The following is a 15,856-nucleotide window of genomic DNA, read 5'->3' on the forward strand; positions in this document are numbered from 1 at the left end:
ATGCGGCATTCAGCCGCGGGCGCGAACCGGTTGGTTGTCATTCGAGATGTAGACCTCGACACGGCGGTTCATCGCGCGGTCCGATGTGCTGGCATTGCTGGCCACCGGGTACTGCTCGCCGTATCCACGTGTGGCCACGCGAGCCGGGTCGACGCCCTGGGCACGCAGTGCGTCGGCGACGGCCTGCGAGCGGCGCTGCGACAAGGTCAGGTTGGTCGCATCGCTGCCGGTGCTGTCGGTGAAGCCCTCGATCAGCACGCGGCGGTCCGCATGCTCCTTCAGGTAGTTGGCGAGCTTGCCGATGGCGTTCTGTGCGGCGGGCTTGATCTCGGCACGGCCGGTCTCGAACAGCACATCGCCCAGCGTCACCAGCATGCCGCGGTCGGTCTGCTGGGCCTGCAGATCGGCCAGTTCACGGGCGAGCGCGGCAGCCTGCGCCTGGGCCTGGGCCGCATCGGCCTGGGCAGCGGTGGCCTGCTGGCGGGCAGCGCTGGCATCGGCATTGGCGTTGGCCGCGGCGATCTGCGCGTTGGCGGCCTGGTTCTGCGCCATGTTGGCGCGGCGCGCGTTGGCGTCGGCGCGGGCGCGCTCACGGTCAGCTTCTGCTGCCTTGATGGCCTCTTCCTCGGTCGCTGCCTTGGCCAGGGCCAGAGCGGTGCGAGCCTGGGTGGAGGCGATGTAGGCGGCGGAGTCAATGTCGGCGGGCGACTCGCGACTGGCGCTCAGCTGCTCGGCACGGCGCAGCGAGTCGCCGGCCTTCTTCACATCCAGCGAGGCGTACTTCAGCGCGGCCGGGTCCGACTCGGCGCTGCGCACCGTGGCACGTGCCTGCTGCAGCGCGGGGGTGACGGTGGGGGCGCTGGCGCAGCCGGCGAACAGGGTGGCAGCAGCGGCCAGGGCGGTCAGGCGGGCAATGGTTTTCATGGTGTTTGTCTCCGAAATCAGGAACGATTCAGCTGCGCTTGCAGCTGCTGGATGCTTTCGCGCACTTCGGCGAGAGCGCGGCTGGAGCGGGCGGTGCGCGCCGTGGCCTGGGCGAGTGCCGCGTCGGCTGCGGCCTCGTCGGCCAGCTGGCGGGCGGCCACGTAGTCCTTGCGGGCAGCGGCGGCGTTGGCGCGCGCCAGCTTGTCGCGGGCGGTGGACAACTCAGCAGGTGCCTCGGCGGCGTTGCCGGCGGCGTTCTCGACGGAGGCGTTGGCCACAGCCAATTGCTCCTTGGGCTCGGGGGTCGACGCACAGGCCACCAGTGCGAGGGCGGCACAGGCAACAAGACCTGCCCGGCAATTCCTTGTTATCGAATGCGGATTCATGAGTGACTCCTGGTTGTGTTGTGTGTTGTGACCGGTCGGTGAAGCTTGTTCACCGCGCCGGTTTGGATCTGCAGGCTGCCAGACCAGTATTCGCGTTGTCGTTCGCGTCCCCAGTCGGAGACCGCCGCGTGCATGGTCGGCGCCTGGCCCCACACGCTGTGGGACAGCCCCTACGCCCCAGTAGGGCACCAATGCGTGGGCCCAGCGCCGGGCCGCCCCCAAGCCGGCCCGCGGGCGATGTGCGAGCGGGGCTCCCCCGCGAGCATCGCCGTCCCCTCGGGGGACCGACTGGACGCGCCGCGTTCAGCAGGCGCGGCCGGCCGAGGGGCTCGCTATTTGACTTGCCTGAAGGCCATCACGGCCTGGTTGCGCAGCGTGCGGAGCAAGGAGAGCTCCTTGTCGCCCAGCTGCACGGCGCCGGCCTGGGCGTGGTCGGCGTAGATGAGGCCAAGGGGCGCGCCCTTGAGCATCAGGGGCAGCAGCAGGAAGCTCTGTGCCTGCATCTCACCCTTGAACCAGCCCGGCAGCCGCGCGGTGATGTTGGCGGCGCGCGCGTCCTGGATCAGCGTGTCGGCGCCCTTCAGGCAGACCGCCGCGAGCAGGTCGGGCGGCTGGTGGGTCAGGTCCACGCGCAGCAGCGGCGCCAGGCGCTCGACGTCCATGCCCACGCCGAGGCGGCCGGTCAGCGTCTGGCCGCGCGCATCGCGCAGGCAGAAGATGACGCGGCGCAGGCCCAGGGCGCGGTAGATGGTCTCCAGGATCATGCGCAGCACGGCGTTGAGCTGGAAGCTGTTGACCATCGCGTCGGTGATCTCCTGGATGCCCGCGGCCAGCAGTTCGCTGGCCTGGTGGGCATCGCGCGGCGCGCCGAGGACCTCGGTGCGCTCCAGCACCAGCGTCGACGTGAGCTCATGAGCGGTCAGCGAGTCGTGCACCGACGGCGTCAGCGGCGCCAGCAGACGCTGGGCCTTGGAGTTCTGCGGCAGGCGCATGTCCAGCGCCTCGGTCATCTGCGTGAGGCGCTGGCGCGCCGTGTCGGCGGCCTTCTCGAAGGATTCCGCGCTGATGCCCAGCGCACGCGCATGCCGCTGCGCCAGGGCCTTGACCTTGGCATGCGCCTGCTCCGGCGGCGTGTGCAGGATGAGGTCGGCCATGTCATTGGAGGCACGGGCCAGCCAGCGCTGGCGATCGCCGGCATCCTCGATCAGCTTGGTCGGCGCCTCGCCGCCGGGCCGGCGCATGGCGCGTTGCAGGCTGTCGGGCAGGCCCCACTGCCGTGCCACGCCCAGACCCAGGGCCTCGTAGCTCATGCCCAGCACCTGGGCCGAGGCGGCTGCCTCCGTGATCGCGACGCCGTCACCTGCAGGGCTCACGAGGCGGCGCACGGTCTCGGCTTCTTCCGGGAAATAGAACTCGGTCAGCGTGCGGCCGAGGTGGTGCAGCATGGCGCCGAGAAAGGCCTCCTCGGCCTCGCGCTCGCTCAGGCAGAGTTCGCGCGCGACCGATGCGGCCATCAGCGAGCGCAGGAAGTCCTCGCGCAGGCGCTGGGCATGGCCCTTGTTCTCCATGCGCTCCAGCAGCACGAGGCTGAGCGCCAGGTTGCGAATGCCGGCAAAGCCGATCAGCGCGACCGCGCGCGAGATGGTGCTGATGCCGCCACCGCCCGTGTGCCGGTAGGCCGCCGTGTTGACAATGCGCAGCAGCTTCTGCGTCAGCGCCACATCCTTCAGAATCTCGTTGGACAGGCTGGCCAGGCTCTCGTTCTCGGACTGCGTCAGGCGCTGGATGCGCGTGATGGCGTCCGACAGCGCCGGGAAGTCGCTTTTGTGGCGCATGCGGCGCAGCAGGAAGTCCAGCACGGGCGCGTCCTGCGCTTCGGCATCGGGCTCGGCCACGGGGCGCAGCCAGCCACTCAGCGCGGCGTGCAGTTGCGCGGCACTGGGCCAGCGCGCTGTGGGGCTGCGCGCCAGGCCGCGCTGCACGATGGCGCGCAGTGCGTCGTCCACATCGCTCGTGAGGCCCGAGGGCAGCACCAGGTCGACGGTCTGCACACGCTGAACGGCACGCCAGGGGTCGCTGTCATGGTTCAGGCGCTGGCCGCTGAGCATCTCGGCCAGCATGACGCCGGCGGCGAACACGTCCATCTGCGGATGCGGCGGCGCCCCCGCAGCGGCCTCCGGCGAGATGTAGCCGGGCGTGCCGACGATGCGGGTCGGCGCGTTCGTGGCCGGCGATACGCGGGCGGCAATGCCGAAATCCATCACGCGCGCGCGGCCTCGGGCGTCGATGAGGATGTTGCTGGGCTTGAGGTCGCGGTGCACCAGCCCGGCGGCGTGGGCAGCGGTCAGGCCATCCAGCACGCCCAGCAGCAGCGCAACGGCCTCGGCCGCCGTCAGCTTTGGGCCCGCGCGCAGGCGCTCGGTGAGCGTGCCGCCGTTGACGTACTCGAACACGAGGTAGGAGTGGCCACCCTGGGTGTCGGCCTCAAAGACCGGCACGATGTTGGGATGCGTGAGCCGGCTGACGGCGCGCGCCTCGTGCAGCCATTCGTCCACGCTGCCAGGCTCGCTGGCCTCCACGCCCTGCGGCTTGAGCAGCTTGACGGCAACCTCGCGGTCCAGCAGCGGGTCATGCGCCAGCCAGACGGTGGCCTGCGCACCTTCGCCCAGGCGGCTCAGCAGCCGGAAGCGGCCGAGCTGGGGGGGCAGGTCGTCGGCCATGTTTGAGTTGCCTTAGGAGCTGCGGCCTGCCAGGCGGCTGCGCAGGGATCCTGGCTCAGTGGCCGGCGCAGCAGCCGGTGTCGGCGAAGGCTGACCCGGCTTGTGCGCGCCGGGGTTGAGCGCCTCCATGACCTCGCGCAGGCCGAGGCCCAGCGGCTTGGCATAGCGCCGCGTCGCGGCGTCGACGGCCGGGCGGCGCTTGGCTTCGGGCAGGGCCAGCCCGTCGATCAGTTCATTGGCCAGGCCGCAGGTCAGGCGCAGCGTGTCGGCATCGCTGCGCGGCGGGTGCACCGGCGCGTCCAGCGGCGGGCGGCGGATCATCAGCAGCAGCTCATCCCCCAGCCCCCAGTGACGGGCCACGGCGGTGCCCAGCGCGTCGAGGTCGCAGCCGAGCACTGCGTAGGCCGCGGCCTGCTCGCTCAGTGACGGCGGGTTGGGCTGCTCCTCGGTCGGCTCCGGCGGCACCATCAGCTGGCGGATCTGCTGGGCGTCGTCCGGGAAGTGATATTGCAGCAGCAGCCGGCCGAGGTTCTGCATGACGGTGATGAGGTAGACCACCTCGGCGTCATAGCCCGCCGGGCGCAGCGCCTGGGCCACCTGGGCAGCCTTGGTGACGCGGGCCATCACCTGGCGCAGCATCTCGGCCGCCACCGGCGCCAGCGGGCCCGGCCAGGGCTTGAGGGCGTTGGCGGCCAGCTGCAACCCCTCCAGCCCAAGCATCTGGATGGCGCGCTGCATGTTCAGCACGGTCTCGCCCTGGTGACCGCTCTGCTTCAACGCGTTGTTGACGCGCCGCACCAGCTCCAGGCTGAGGGCCATGTCCTTGAGCACCAGCTCGGCCAACGCGCTCGCGTGCTGGCCTTCCATGCCCGAGCCGCCCGTGAAGCGATGCATGCCCGTGGTCGTCGTCGGCAGGTGGCCCTGGCGTTGCAGCTTGTCCAGCAGCAGCACGACGGGGCCACCGTCGTCGTAGGCGGCGGCTTGGCGCCAGCCGTCCAGCGCGCGCCAGAAGCTGCGCGCCAGGTGATAGCGCTGGCGCAACTGCCGGTCGGTGGCGCGGTTGCAGATGGCGCGCAGCGGGTCGGGGATGGGGTGAGGCGTCTCCCAGCCCAGCCGCACCATCTCGCGGCCGATGGGCTGCATCTGCTGCACGACGTGCTGCAGATCGTTCTCCTCCAGCACCGGCTTGCCGCTGAGGATGCGGTTGAGGATGAGGCCGACGCAGAGCACGTCTTCCTCGGCGGACTCCCGCACCGCGCGGCGAGTCACGGCGTTGAAGTCGACCGTGGCGGGGAAGACCTCCTGCGCCACCTCCAGGCCGACGATGCGCACCTTGTCGTTGGCGTCGATGACGAGGCTGGCCGTCTGCAGGTCGCGGTGGGCGTGGCCGGCTTCGTGGGCGAAGGCCAGGCCCTCCAGCAGCTGCGCCACCCAGCCGGCGGCGTCCAGCGGCAAGGGTGCGTTCTGACGGGCCAGGCGTTCATCCAGCGTCTCACCCAGGGCGCGGTCGTAGGCCACATAGGGCCAGCTCTCGACCTGGCCGATCTCGAACACCGGCGCCAGGTTGGGGTGGTGCACGCGCTCCCCCGCCTGGGCCATGCGCAGCCAGTGCTCCAGCGCCGGCACGCTGTTGGGCTTCTCGCGTGGCATGCACAACATCAGCTCCTGGCCATGGCGCGCATCGAAGACGCGCCAGATCAGGCTGCGCGCGCTCTTGGACAGCAGGGCGCGCAGCTCGAAACGACCGAAGCTTCTCAGCGGCGTGGCGGCAGGACTGGTTTCAGACACGACAGATATGAGCGGGGTGATAGCAATTGTTGCCGCTGCATTGGACTCCACGCCAGCTGGCTGGAAGCTGAGAGAAGCGCCGAAAAGGGATGGATTTCAACCGCGTCATCCTGCAATCCCTGGCTTGTGTGCATCAGCTCACGAAGTGAGCCTCAGCCGGTCAGCTGACTCCAAACTTTGTCTAAACGCTTCACGCTCACCGGCTGCGGCGTCCGCAACTCCTGCGCGAACAGGCTGACACGCAACTCCTCCAGCTGCCAGCGGAAGTCGTCCAGCCGCCCATCGCGCACACCCTTGAGCTCGGCCACGCGGCGCGCGTAGCGCTGCTCCAGCGGCTTGACCTCGCTCATCAGCTTGGTGTCGCGGGCCGGGTCGGCGCGCAGCTTGTCCAGGCGCGTCGTGATGGCCTTGAGGTAGCGCGGCAGGTGCTGAAGCTGCGCCCAGGGCGTCTCGAGGGCGAAGCGCTTGGGCGCCAGGCGCTGCAGCTGCGCGGTGATGTCGTCACCGACCTCCTTGGCCGGGCGCGAGTCCTTCAGCTTGCGCGTCGCGTTGGCCAGCTCCTGCAATACCGCGTGCACGGCGCGCGCCACTTCCTGGGCGATCAGGTTCAGGCGGCTGCGGCCCTCGTCGATGCGCTTCCTGAAGCTGATCGGGTCGGTGGGCAGCGGGTCGGCCAGGAAGGCGCGGTCCAGCGCGACGGCGATGACCTGGTCGCGCAGGTCCTCGGCCGTGCCCAGGCCCATGTAGAGCACGGACATGCGCTGCAGGTCGGGAATGTTTTTCTCCAGGAACTTCAGCGGCTCCTTGAGCTGCAACGCGATCAGCCGGCGCAGGCCGGCACGGTGCTTGGCGGCGGCCACCTCGGGCTCGTCGAAGACCTCGATCTCGACATGCGCGCCCTTGTCGATCAGCGCCGGGAAGCCGATCAGCGTCTGGCCGCCCTTCTTCACTTCGAGCAGTTCGGGCAGCTCGCCAAAGGTCCAGTCCACGTATCTGGCATCTTGGGCCTGACTGGCGTCACGTGCTGGTGTTGCCGGCTTGACGATCTCGGCGCGGATACCGCGTTCGAGCTGCGGCTTGGGAGCCGGTTCAGAGGCCGGCAGCTTCAATGCCGCCAACGCCTGGAACGCCGACCGTGCCTGCCCGCCCAGGTCTGCCTTCAGCGCGGCCAGCTGCCGCCCCTGGCCGAGCTGGCGGCCGTGCTCGTCGACGACACGGAAGTTCATGAAAAGGTGCGGCTGCAACAGCTCCAGCTTGAAGTCGTTGCGCTGCACGGCGATCTGGCTGCGCTCCCTGACGGCCTTCAGCAGCACGTCCACGAGGCCACCCTGGCCGAAGGGATTCAGCTCGATGAACTCGGCGACGAAGTCCGGCAGCGGCGTCAGGCGCGCACGCGGCTTCTGGTGCAGGCTCTTCAGCAGCGCCGTCACCTTCTGCGCCAGCATGCCGGGCACCAGCCACTCTGCGCGCTCCTCGCTGACCTGGTTGAGCGCAAAAATGGGTACGTCGACGGTGATCCCGTCCCGCGCGTCGCCGGGCTGGTGCAGATAGGTCGCCACGCAGTCGACCCCGCCCAGGCGGATGACCTTGGGGAAGGCCTCGCTGGTGACGCCCGCCGCCTCGTGGCGCATCAGCTCGTCCTGGCTGAGCTGAAGCAGCTTGTTGTCGGCCTTGCTGGCCTCGCGCCACCATTTCAGCAGCGTGGCGCCGGAGAACACGCCCGCCGGCAGCTTGTCGTCGTAGTAGGCGTAGATCAGCTCATCGTCCACCAGCACGTCCTGCCGGCGCGACTTGTGCTCCAGCGCCTCGACCTTGGCGATCTGGCGGCGGTTGTGGGCCAGGAAGGGCAGCTGCCGCACGAGGTCGTCCGGCAGGTCGTCGTTCACCAACCCTTCGCGGATGAAGATTTCGCGCGCGGCCTTGGGGTCGACGCGGCCGAAGTTCACCTTTCTGTTGCTGTAGATGACGATGCCGTAGAGCGTTGCCCGCTCCAGCGCCACGACCTCGGCCGCCTTCTTCTCCCAGTGCGGCTCCAGCAGTTGGGTCTTGATCAGATGGCCGGCGATGGACGGCAGCCACTGCGGTTCGATATTGGCGATGCCGCGGCCGTAAAGGCGCGAGGTGTCGACCAGTTCGGCGGCGACGATCCAGCGGCCCGGCTTCTTGCTCAGGTGGGCGCCGGGGTGGCGGTAGAACTTGATGCCGCGCGCGCCGAGATACCAGTCCTCGTCGTCGCTCTTCTGGCCGATGTTGCCGAGCAGGCCGGCGAGCATGGACAGGTGCAGCTGCTCGTAGGTGGCGGGGCTCTGGTTCAGCCGCCAGCCGTGTTCGGCGACGACGGTGTGCAGCTGCGAATGCACGTCACGCCACTCGCGCACGCGGCGGATGCTGACGAAGTTCTCGCGCAGCAGTTGCTCGTGGCGGCGGTTGCTGAGCTTGTGCTCGGTGCCACCGCCCTTGCTCTCTTCCAGCCACCTCCACAGCTTCAGGTAGCCGACGAACTCGCTCTTCTCGTCGTCGAACTTCTTGTGCTTCTCGTCGGCTGCCTGCGCCGCTTCCATCGGCCGGTCGCGCACGTCCTGGCCGGTCAATGCCGACGCAATGATCAGCACCTCGGTCAGCGCCTCGCGGTTCTTGGCCTCCAGGATCATGCGGCCCACGCGCGGGTCCAGCGGCAGGCGCGACAGCTCCTTGCCCAGCGGCGTCAGCTCGTTGTCGTCATCGGTGGCGCCCAGTTCGGCGAGCAGTTGGTAGCCGTCCGCAATTGCCTTGGGCCGCGGCGCCTCCAGGAAGGGGAAGCGCTCGACCTCGCCCAGGTGCAGCGCCTTCATGCGCAGGATGACGCCGGCCAGGCTGCTACGCAGGATTTCCGGGTCGGTGAACTTGGGCCGCTCGTTGAATTCCTTCTCGCTGTACAGGCGGATGCAGATGCCGTTGGCCACGCGCCCGCAGCGGCCGGCGCGCTGGTTCGAGGCCGCCTGGCTGATCGGCTCGATCAGCAGCTGCTCGACCTTGTTGCGGTAGCTGTAGCGCTTCACTCGCGCCAGGCCGGGGTCGATGACGTAGCGGATACCGGGCACCGTCAGCGAGGTCTCGGCGACGTTGGTGGCCAGCACGATGCGGCGTTGGCCGTGCGGTTCGAACACCTTGTCCTGCTCGGCCGGCGACAGCCGCGCGAACAGCGGCAGCACATCGACGCCCGGTGGGTGACGCTTGCGCAGCGCCTCGGCCGCCTCGCGGATTTCACGTTCGCCAGGCAGGAAGACGAGCACGTCGCCGCCGCCTTCGCGCCACAGCTCGTCCACCGCATCGGTGATCGCGTTGTTGACGTCGTACTCGCGGCTTTCCTCGAACGGCCGGTAGCGCTGCTCGACCGGGTACAGCCGGCCCGACACCGTCAGCACTGGCGCCGGGCCCTTGCTTGACGCAAAGTGCTGCGCGAAGCGGTCCGCATCGATGGTGGCCGACGTGACGACAATCTTCAGGTCCGGCCGACGTGGCAGCAGCTCGCGCAGGTAGCCCAGCAGGAAATCGATGTTGAGGCTGCGCTCGTGCGCCTCGTCGATGATGATGGTGTCGTAGGCCTTCAACAGCGGGTCACTCTGCGTCTCGGCCAGCAGGATGCCGTCCGTCATCAGCTTGACCGACGCGTTCTTCGACAGCCGGTCCTGGAAGCGCACCTTGAAGCCGACCACCTCGCCCAGCGGCGTCTTCAACTCCTCGGCAATGCGCTTGGCCACGCTGCTGGCCGCAATCCGGCGCGGCTGCGTGTGGCCGATGAGGCCGCCGCCGTTCAGGCGCCCGCGGCCCATCGCCAGCGCGATCTTGGGCAGCTGGGTCGTCTTGCCGGAGCCGGTCTCGCCACAGACGATGACAACCTGGTGCTCGGCCATCGCGGCGGCAATCTCGTCACGGCGAGCAGAGACAGGCAGCGATTCAGGAAAGGAAATGGAAAGAGCCGGCTGAACCGGCCGGCTCTCTGTATGTTCTGAACTCATTGAGTCGCTATTGTCCCGCAGCCATGGAGAATCCCGCCCCATGACCGGTCTTGTCTTCCCTCACACCTTCGTGCCCTGGTTCCGCGCCGTGGCGCCCTACATCCATGCCTACCGTGGCGAGACCTTCGTCGTCGGCATGCCGGGCGAGCTGGTGGCGGCCGGCAAGCTGAATGCCTTCGTGCAGGACCTGTCCATCCTGCACGCCATGGGCATCAAGATCGTGCTCGTCCACGGCTTTCGGCCGCAGGTCAACGAACAGCTGCTCGCCAAGGGGCAGACGCCGCGCTACAGCCACGGCCGGCGCATCACCGACGCCGTCGCGCTCGACTGCGCCCAGGAGGCCGCCGGCCAGCTGCGCTTCGAGATTGAGGCCGCGTTCAGCCAGGGCCTGCCCAACACGCCGATGGCCAACGCAACCGTGCGCGTCGTCTCCGGCAACTTCCTGACCGCCCGCCCGGTCGGCATCGTCGACGGCGTGGACTTTCAGCACTCGGGACTTGTGCGCAAGGTCGACGGCGCCGCCATCCAGCGCGCCATCGACATCGGCGCCATCGTGCTGCTGTCGCCCTTCGGCTTCTCGCCCACCGGCGAGGCCTTCAACCTGTCGATGGAGGACGTCGCCACGTCTGCAGCCATCGCCTTGCAGGCCGACAAGCTGCTGTTCGTCTGCGAGGTCGACGGCGTGCCGGAGGACCCGAGCGACCCGGAAAGTCCCATCGACACCGAACTGGCCGTCGCCGACGCCGACCGCATGCTGGCCAAGGCCGACCCGGCGCCCGAGCCCACCGACGTCGCCTTCTACCTGCGCCACTGCGCCGAAGCCTGCCGCGCCGGCGTGGAGCGCTCGCACATCATCCCGTTCGCGGTCGACGGCGCGCTGCTGCAGGAGGTCTATACCCATGACGGTATTGGCACCATGGTGGTCGACGAGAAGCTGGAAAGCCTTCGCGAGGCCAGTTCCGACGACGTGGCCGGCATCATCCAGCTCATCGAGCCCTTCGAGCGCGACGGCACGCTGGTCAAGCGCAGCCGCACCGAAATCGAACGCGACGCCGAGCTTTACACCGTCATCGAGCACGACGGCGTCATCTTCGGTTGCGCCGCTCTCTACCCTTATGTCGAAGCGCGCACCGCTGAAATGGCAGCGTTGACCGTATCTGCCGAAGTACAGGGCCAGGGTGATGGCGACCGATTGCTGAAAAGAATCGAGCAGCGCGCCAAAGCTTCGGGCCTGGACAGCATCTTCGTGCTGACCACCCGCACCATGCACTGGTTCATCAAACGCGGTTTCCAGCAGGTCGACCCGGAATGGCTGCCTGAAGAACGCAAGCGCAAATACAACTGGGACCGGCGCTCGCTGGTGCTGGTCAAACGATTCAACTAAGCCCTCGACGCGGCCGCCAATAAGGCTGCGCGCTAAAGTGCCGGCCATCATCCTTTCTCGCGTTCCCAGGAGTCCCGCCATGCCCCGCACCGTTCAATGTGCCTATCTGAAGAAGGAAGCCGAAGGGCTGGACTTCCCGCCTTATCCCGCCCACACCGAACTCGGCAAAAAGGTCTGGGAATCCGTCAGCAAGGAAGCCTGGGCGGCCTGGATGAAGCACCAGACCATGCTCGTCAATGAAAACCGCCTCAACCTCGCGGACCTGCGTGCCCGCCAATACCTGATGCGCCAGGCAGAACAGTTTTTCTTCGGCACCGGTGCCGAAGCGGTGGCGGGCTACGTCCCGCCGACGAACTGAGCGCAGCTCAGCGGAAAAACTCGGGGAGCGCTCATTTGCGCGCAGCGCAAGTGATGCGATCACAACATTTTTCTTCGGCACCGGTGCCGAAGCGGTGGCGGGCTACGTCCCGCTGGCGAACTGAGCGCAGCTCAGCGGAAAAACTGGGGGGAGCGCTCATTTGCGCGCAGCGCAAGGGATGCGATCACAACATTTTTCTTCGGCACAAGTGCCGAAACCGTGGCGGACTATGTCTTGCCGGCCGCCGGGTAGCGCCCGGTTGAATTGCCGGGGACGCCCCTCGTAAGAATATCCAAGGGCCGGGACGGTAGTCGCCGGCCCTTGCAGTTTCAGCATCGACATCAACCCCACTCACTGTTCCAGGGCATTGCACGGCACCGAATGGCAATTAATGCGGTCAAATCAAAACTCGTCGCTGCCCCCCAACGAAAACTCTTGCGCTTAACCCCTTTCCCGCGATTTAATCTGATCACGGAGATACTCATGGGCGCCAAGCCCCAAGGCTCCGAGGCCGCAGCGGTGACGTCGCGCGTCTCAACGCTCAAATCGCAAGAGGAATAGCAGCATGTCCAGTCTCAAAGATCTCCTGGCCCAACGCGCCGCGCTGGATGAACAGATCAGCCAAACCAAGGATCGCGAGCGCAGCGAAGCGATCTCCAAGGTGAAAACCCTGATGAGCGAATATGGTCTGTCGGTGGCCGATCTCAGTGTACGCACCCCCAAGCCAGTCAAGGTCTCCAAGGTCGCCGCAAAGTATCGCAATCAAGCCACCGGAGAAACCTGGAGCGGCCGCGGCCTTCAGCCCAAATGGCTGAAAGCGGCAGTAGCCGGCGGCGCCAAGCTGACGGATTTCTCGGTTTAATCCTTCCGTCGGGGTAGGCGCCGGTTCATCAGCCGCCCCCACGAATCAAGGGCCATCTACGGGATGGCCCTTTTCATTTGCGGCGAGCTCGCGCCCTAAACTGGCGCGCATGTCTTTCGTCACGCCGTCCGCAGCTTCAAGTGCCGGGTTTATCCCAGGCCGAGCCGGTCTGGCGTGGGACGGGATTCGCGCCATGCCCCCCGCCCGGGTCTCGCACTCGTGCTGTGAAAGCCTCCAGCGCCGCCTGAAGGCGCGCATGCCGGTGCGACGTTGAGTCATGGACCTGCACTCAAGCGTTGGCGATGCACTCGAGACCCACAGTTCCAGCGGGTCACTGGCCGAGCCGCCGCCTGCGACGACACCACCCCTTGGCCCTCGGCGCATCCATGACCGCCGGGGCTGGCGCCGGCTGCGCCGCGTCGGCCTGGCCGCGCTGAGCGGCCTCGCAGGCGGCTTGATCGTTGCGTGGGTGCTGGCAGCGCCCCTGCTGGTTCCGCTGCTGCGTCTGCCCCAACCCGCATCCGCCATCCCTGCGGCCGACCTTTTCATTCCTGTGATGCTGACCACGCTTGGCCTCACGGCCCTGTGGCGGCTCGGCGCCTGGGTGTTGCCACTGGTCATGTCAGGGCTGCTGCTCGGTTGCGGCCTGCCGCTGTTGCTGGAGCCCGCCACCGACCCGCTGGCACTTCTGACCTCCAGGCCCCTGCTGAGCGTGCTGGCCCTGCTGCCGCTCGCCTTGCTGCTGAACCGCACAAGGCTGCGCCGCCTGGGCCTGACCGGCCGCCTGGTCACCCGGCGCGAAATGCTCCGCTTCGGCCTGCTTGCCGGCGTCGCCGCACCGCTGCTGGCCGGCCTGGCCTGCTGGGCCTTCCTGCTCATCACGGGCATGACGCGCGCGAGCGCCCTCCTCGCCACGCTGGCACTGGCCGGCCCCTGGGCGCTTGCGCTGCTGAGCGCCGGCACTGCCCTGCAGGCCGGTATCCAGCGGCCACGGCGCATCGGCCGCTGGACGGGGCCCTTCATCGGCATCGCCGCCGTTGCCGCCCAGGCCGCCGTTGGCTGGCTGCCGCAGGCCGGCGCCCTGCTGCTGACGCCGCATCTGTTGCTGTGCCTGCATGCGCTGCAGGTCTCGCCACGCCACAACGCCCGCCTCGGCTTCGTGCTGCTGGCGTTGTGGGCCCTGGGCGCGCCGGCCACGTCCGTCGCCTACGCGGCGGGAGCGCTGCTGGCCCTGTTGCCGCTGGCCATCATCACGCTCAGCCAGCACCAGGTCCGCGACCGCGACGGCTGGCGCAGCGCCCTGGATGCACAGGGTCTGGCACTGGCTGAATGGCGCTTCCCTGAGGGTCGCCGGCATGCGTCGGCGCGCTGGCTGGCGCTGACCACGCCGGTCAATCCCACCGCAGCCGGCAGCGCACCGCTGGACTGGGTGCGCGCCGCCCACCCCCGCGACCGCGAGCCGGTACGCCGTGCGCTGCGTGAGCTGCTCGCCGCGCCCGGCGAGCAGCGGCTCGGCCTGTCGCTGCGCCTGGCGGCCGACGGCGGCGACTGGCGCTGGCATGAGCTGCAGGCCCATGTGCCCCATCGCGACCGCAAGGGCCGCGCCCGCAATCTCATCCTGATGCTGGCCGACATGAGCTGGCGCCATGCTGCCGAGGAGCGCGAACGCATGTCGGCGACCCTCTTCCAGCACGCCACCGAAGGCCTGGCCGTTGTCGACATGCAGTGGCGCATCGTCGAGGTCAACCCGGCCTATTGCGACATCCTGCATGCGCCACGCGAGGCCCTGGTGGGCCGACTGGCCACACCGCTGAACACGGCCAACCTCCAGCGCAGCGGGCAGGAGCCGGCCGAACTGCAGCGCCAGTTGAACGCTGGCCAGAGCTGGAGCGGCCAACTGCAGGCCGAGCTGGATGACGGCGGCCGCCACGTCTTTGCCGCCCGCCTCAGCCCCGTGCCCGAGCCTGCCGGCGCCAACCCACGCTGGCGGCTGCTCAGCCTGACCGACCTTGGCGAGAGCTTGCGCCAGCAGGAGCTGCTGCGCCGCAGCCTGCGCTACGACGTCGCCACCGGCCTGCCCAACCGCGACGAGTTCATGCGGCTGATGCACCAGGCCATGTCAGCGGCCAACCGCGACAACTTCAAGCTGGTCATCGCCGTCATCGACCTGGACGACTTCGCCCGCGTCAACGCCGTGCATGGCCAGTTGGTGGCCGATGCCGTGCTGCTCCAGCTCAGCGGCCGGCTGCAGGCCACGCTGCGCGGCGCGCGCGGCGCCTGGCCCGACACCGCCGACCAGCTCGCCCGCCTGCATGGCGACGAGTTCGCCGTGCTGCTGCGCGTGCAGACGCCGGAGGAGGCCCAGCGCGCCGTCGACCGTCTGCTGGGCCTGCTGTCCACGCCGGTCGCCATCCGCGAAAGCCGCATCGGCGACGGCCTGGCGCTGGAGATCGGCGCCAGCATGGGCGCAACGCTCTATCCCCTGGACGATGCCGACCCGGAAACGCTGCTGCGCCACGCCGGCCACGCTCTCTACCGCGCCAAGCATGCCGGCCGCAGCGTCGTGCAGTTCCACGACCCGACGCTGGACCAGCGCGACGAAGCCGGCCTGATCGCCCTGGCCCGCTTGCAGCGTGCGCTAGACGGCGGCGAGCTGCTGCTGCACTACCAACCGCAGATCGACCTGCGCAACGGCCAGGTCATGGGCGTCGAGGCCCTGCTCCGTTGGCAGCACCCCGAGCGCGGCCTGCTCACGCCGGCCCATTTCCTGCCGCTGCTGGAAACCTCCGGCCTGGCCGTGCAGGTCGGCGAGTGGGTCATCGAACACGCGCTGGCGCAGGCTGCGGCCTGGCGGCAGGAGGGCATCAATGGCGGCCGGGGCCTGCCGGTCAGCGTCAATGTCGGCGCCCGGCAGCTGAGCCATCCGGACTTCCCGCAGCGCCTGCAGGAGCTGCTGCAGCGCCAGCCGCCCGACGTCGCCGTGCTGCTGCATCTGGACGTGCTCGAATCCGACGCGCTGGCCGAAACGCCGGCCACCCAGGCCCTTATCCAGCGCTGCATGGCCCTGGGCGTGGGCATCGCGCTGGACGACTTCGGCGCCGGTTACTCGCACCTGGCCTCGCTGAAGCGCCTGACGGTGGACACGCTCAAGCTGGACCGCAGCTATGTGCAGGGCATGCTGGGCGACGCCCAGGACCTGTCGCTGGTGGAGAGCGTCATCGGCCTGGCGCGCAACATCGGCTGCGCGGTGCTGGCCAAGGGCATAGAGAGCCGCGCGCATTCCCGTGAGCTGCTGCGCCTGGGCTGCCGCCTTGGCCAGGGCAACGGCATCGCAGCGGCCATGCCCCCCGGCAGCCTGCCGGCCTGGATGGACAGTTTCGCCAACGGCAACTGGGTGGCGGGTCAATTGAAGCTGCCGTCTCAGGCGCATCCTTAA

9 protein-coding genes are annotated in these 15,856 nt (G+C 68.7%); 4 read left to right on the forward strand and 5 right to left on the reverse strand.

The window, feature by feature from the left end:
• Positions 1-9: 9 nt before the first annotated feature.
• The 5 genes from AC0IZJ_RS21905 to hrpA form a co-directional block, all read right to left on the reverse strand.
• Entirely contained in the window at positions 10-924 is a 915-nt protein-coding gene (locus tag AC0IZJ_RS21905) for an OmpA family protein (protein ID WP_471853673.1), read from the reverse strand.
• A gap of 17 nt (positions 925-941) precedes the next feature.
• Complete coding sequence (locus AC0IZJ_RS21910; RefSeq protein WP_471853675.1) at positions 942-1,202, reverse strand: DUF4398 domain-containing protein; 261 nt, start codon at positions 1,200-1,202, stop codon at positions 942-944.
• Between the two features lie 440 nt (positions 1,203-1,642).
• A complete protein-coding gene (locus AC0IZJ_RS21915; protein ID WP_471853677.1) occupies positions 1,643-4,030 on the reverse strand; it encodes a protein kinase domain-containing protein in 2,388 nt (795 codons plus the stop codon).
• A gap of 12 nt (positions 4,031-4,042) precedes the next feature.
• Positions 4,043-5,818: an HDOD domain-containing protein gene (locus AC0IZJ_RS21920; RefSeq protein ID WP_471853679.1), complete on the reverse strand. Its 1,776-nt coding sequence runs from the start codon at positions 5,816-5,818 to the stop codon at positions 4,043-4,045.
• Positions 5,819-5,970: 152 nt separating this feature from the next.
• On the reverse strand, positions 5,971-9,816 hold the full coding sequence (hrpA, locus tag AC0IZJ_RS21925) for an ATP-dependent RNA helicase HrpA (protein ID WP_471853681.1): 3,846 nt from the start codon (positions 9,814-9,816) through the stop codon (positions 5,971-5,973).
• Between the two features lie 40 nt (positions 9,817-9,856).
• Here hrpA and argA point away from each other — a divergent pair, with 40 nt between their 5' ends.
• The 4 genes from argA (at position 9,857) to AC0IZJ_RS21945 (ending at position 15,856) form a co-directional block, all read left to right on the forward strand.
• A complete protein-coding gene (gene argA, locus AC0IZJ_RS21930; protein ID WP_471853683.1) occupies positions 9,857-11,200 on the forward strand; it encodes an amino-acid N-acetyltransferase in 1,344 nt (447 codons plus the stop codon).
• A gap of 79 nt (positions 11,201-11,279) precedes the next feature.
• The gene (locus tag AC0IZJ_RS21935; protein WP_471853684.1) at positions 11,280-11,558 is read left to right on the forward strand and encodes an oxidative damage protection protein; all 279 of its coding nucleotides are present in this window, start codon (positions 11,280-11,282) and stop codon (positions 11,556-11,558) included.
• 565 nt (positions 11,559-12,123) lie between these two features.
• On the forward strand, positions 12,124-12,420 hold the full coding sequence (locus AC0IZJ_RS21940; RefSeq protein ID WP_457421596.1) for an H-NS histone family protein: 297 nt from the start codon (positions 12,124-12,126) through the stop codon (positions 12,418-12,420).
• Between the two features lie 277 nt (positions 12,421-12,697).
• Positions 12,698-15,856 (forward strand): putative bifunctional diguanylate cyclase/phosphodiesterase, encoded by a 3,159-nt coding sequence (locus AC0IZJ_RS21945; protein WP_471853686.1) that lies wholly within the window; start codon positions 12,698-12,700, stop codon positions 15,854-15,856.

This window comes from Roseateles sp. AC306 (assembly GCF_979253795.1).

Excerpts from the sequence above, each read along its gene's own strand:
- AC0IZJ_RS21905 (WP_471853673.1), bottom strand. The coding sequence starts at position 924 with ATGAAAACCATTGCCCGCCTGACCGCCCTGGCCGCTGCTGCCACCCTG.
- AC0IZJ_RS21915 (WP_471853677.1), bottom strand. The coding sequence starts at position 4,030 with ATGGCCGACGACCTGCCCCCCCAGCTCGGCCGCTTCCGGCTGCTGAGC.
- hrpA (WP_471853681.1), bottom strand. The coding sequence starts at position 9,816 with ATGAGTTCAGAACATACAGAGAGCCGGCCGGTTCAGCCGGCTCTTTCC.
- argA (WP_471853683.1), top strand. The coding sequence starts at position 9,857 with ATGACCGGTCTTGTCTTCCCTCACACCTTCGTGCCCTGGTTCCGCGCC.
- AC0IZJ_RS21935 (WP_471853684.1), top strand. The coding sequence starts at position 11,280 with ATGCCCCGCACCGTTCAATGTGCCTATCTGAAGAAGGAAGCCGAAGGG.
- AC0IZJ_RS21940 (WP_457421596.1), top strand. The coding sequence starts at position 12,124 with ATGTCCAGTCTCAAAGATCTCCTGGCCCAACGCGCCGCGCTGGATGAA.
- AC0IZJ_RS21945 (WP_471853686.1), top strand. The coding sequence starts at position 12,698 with ATGGACCTGCACTCAAGCGTTGGCGATGCACTCGAGACCCACAGTTCC.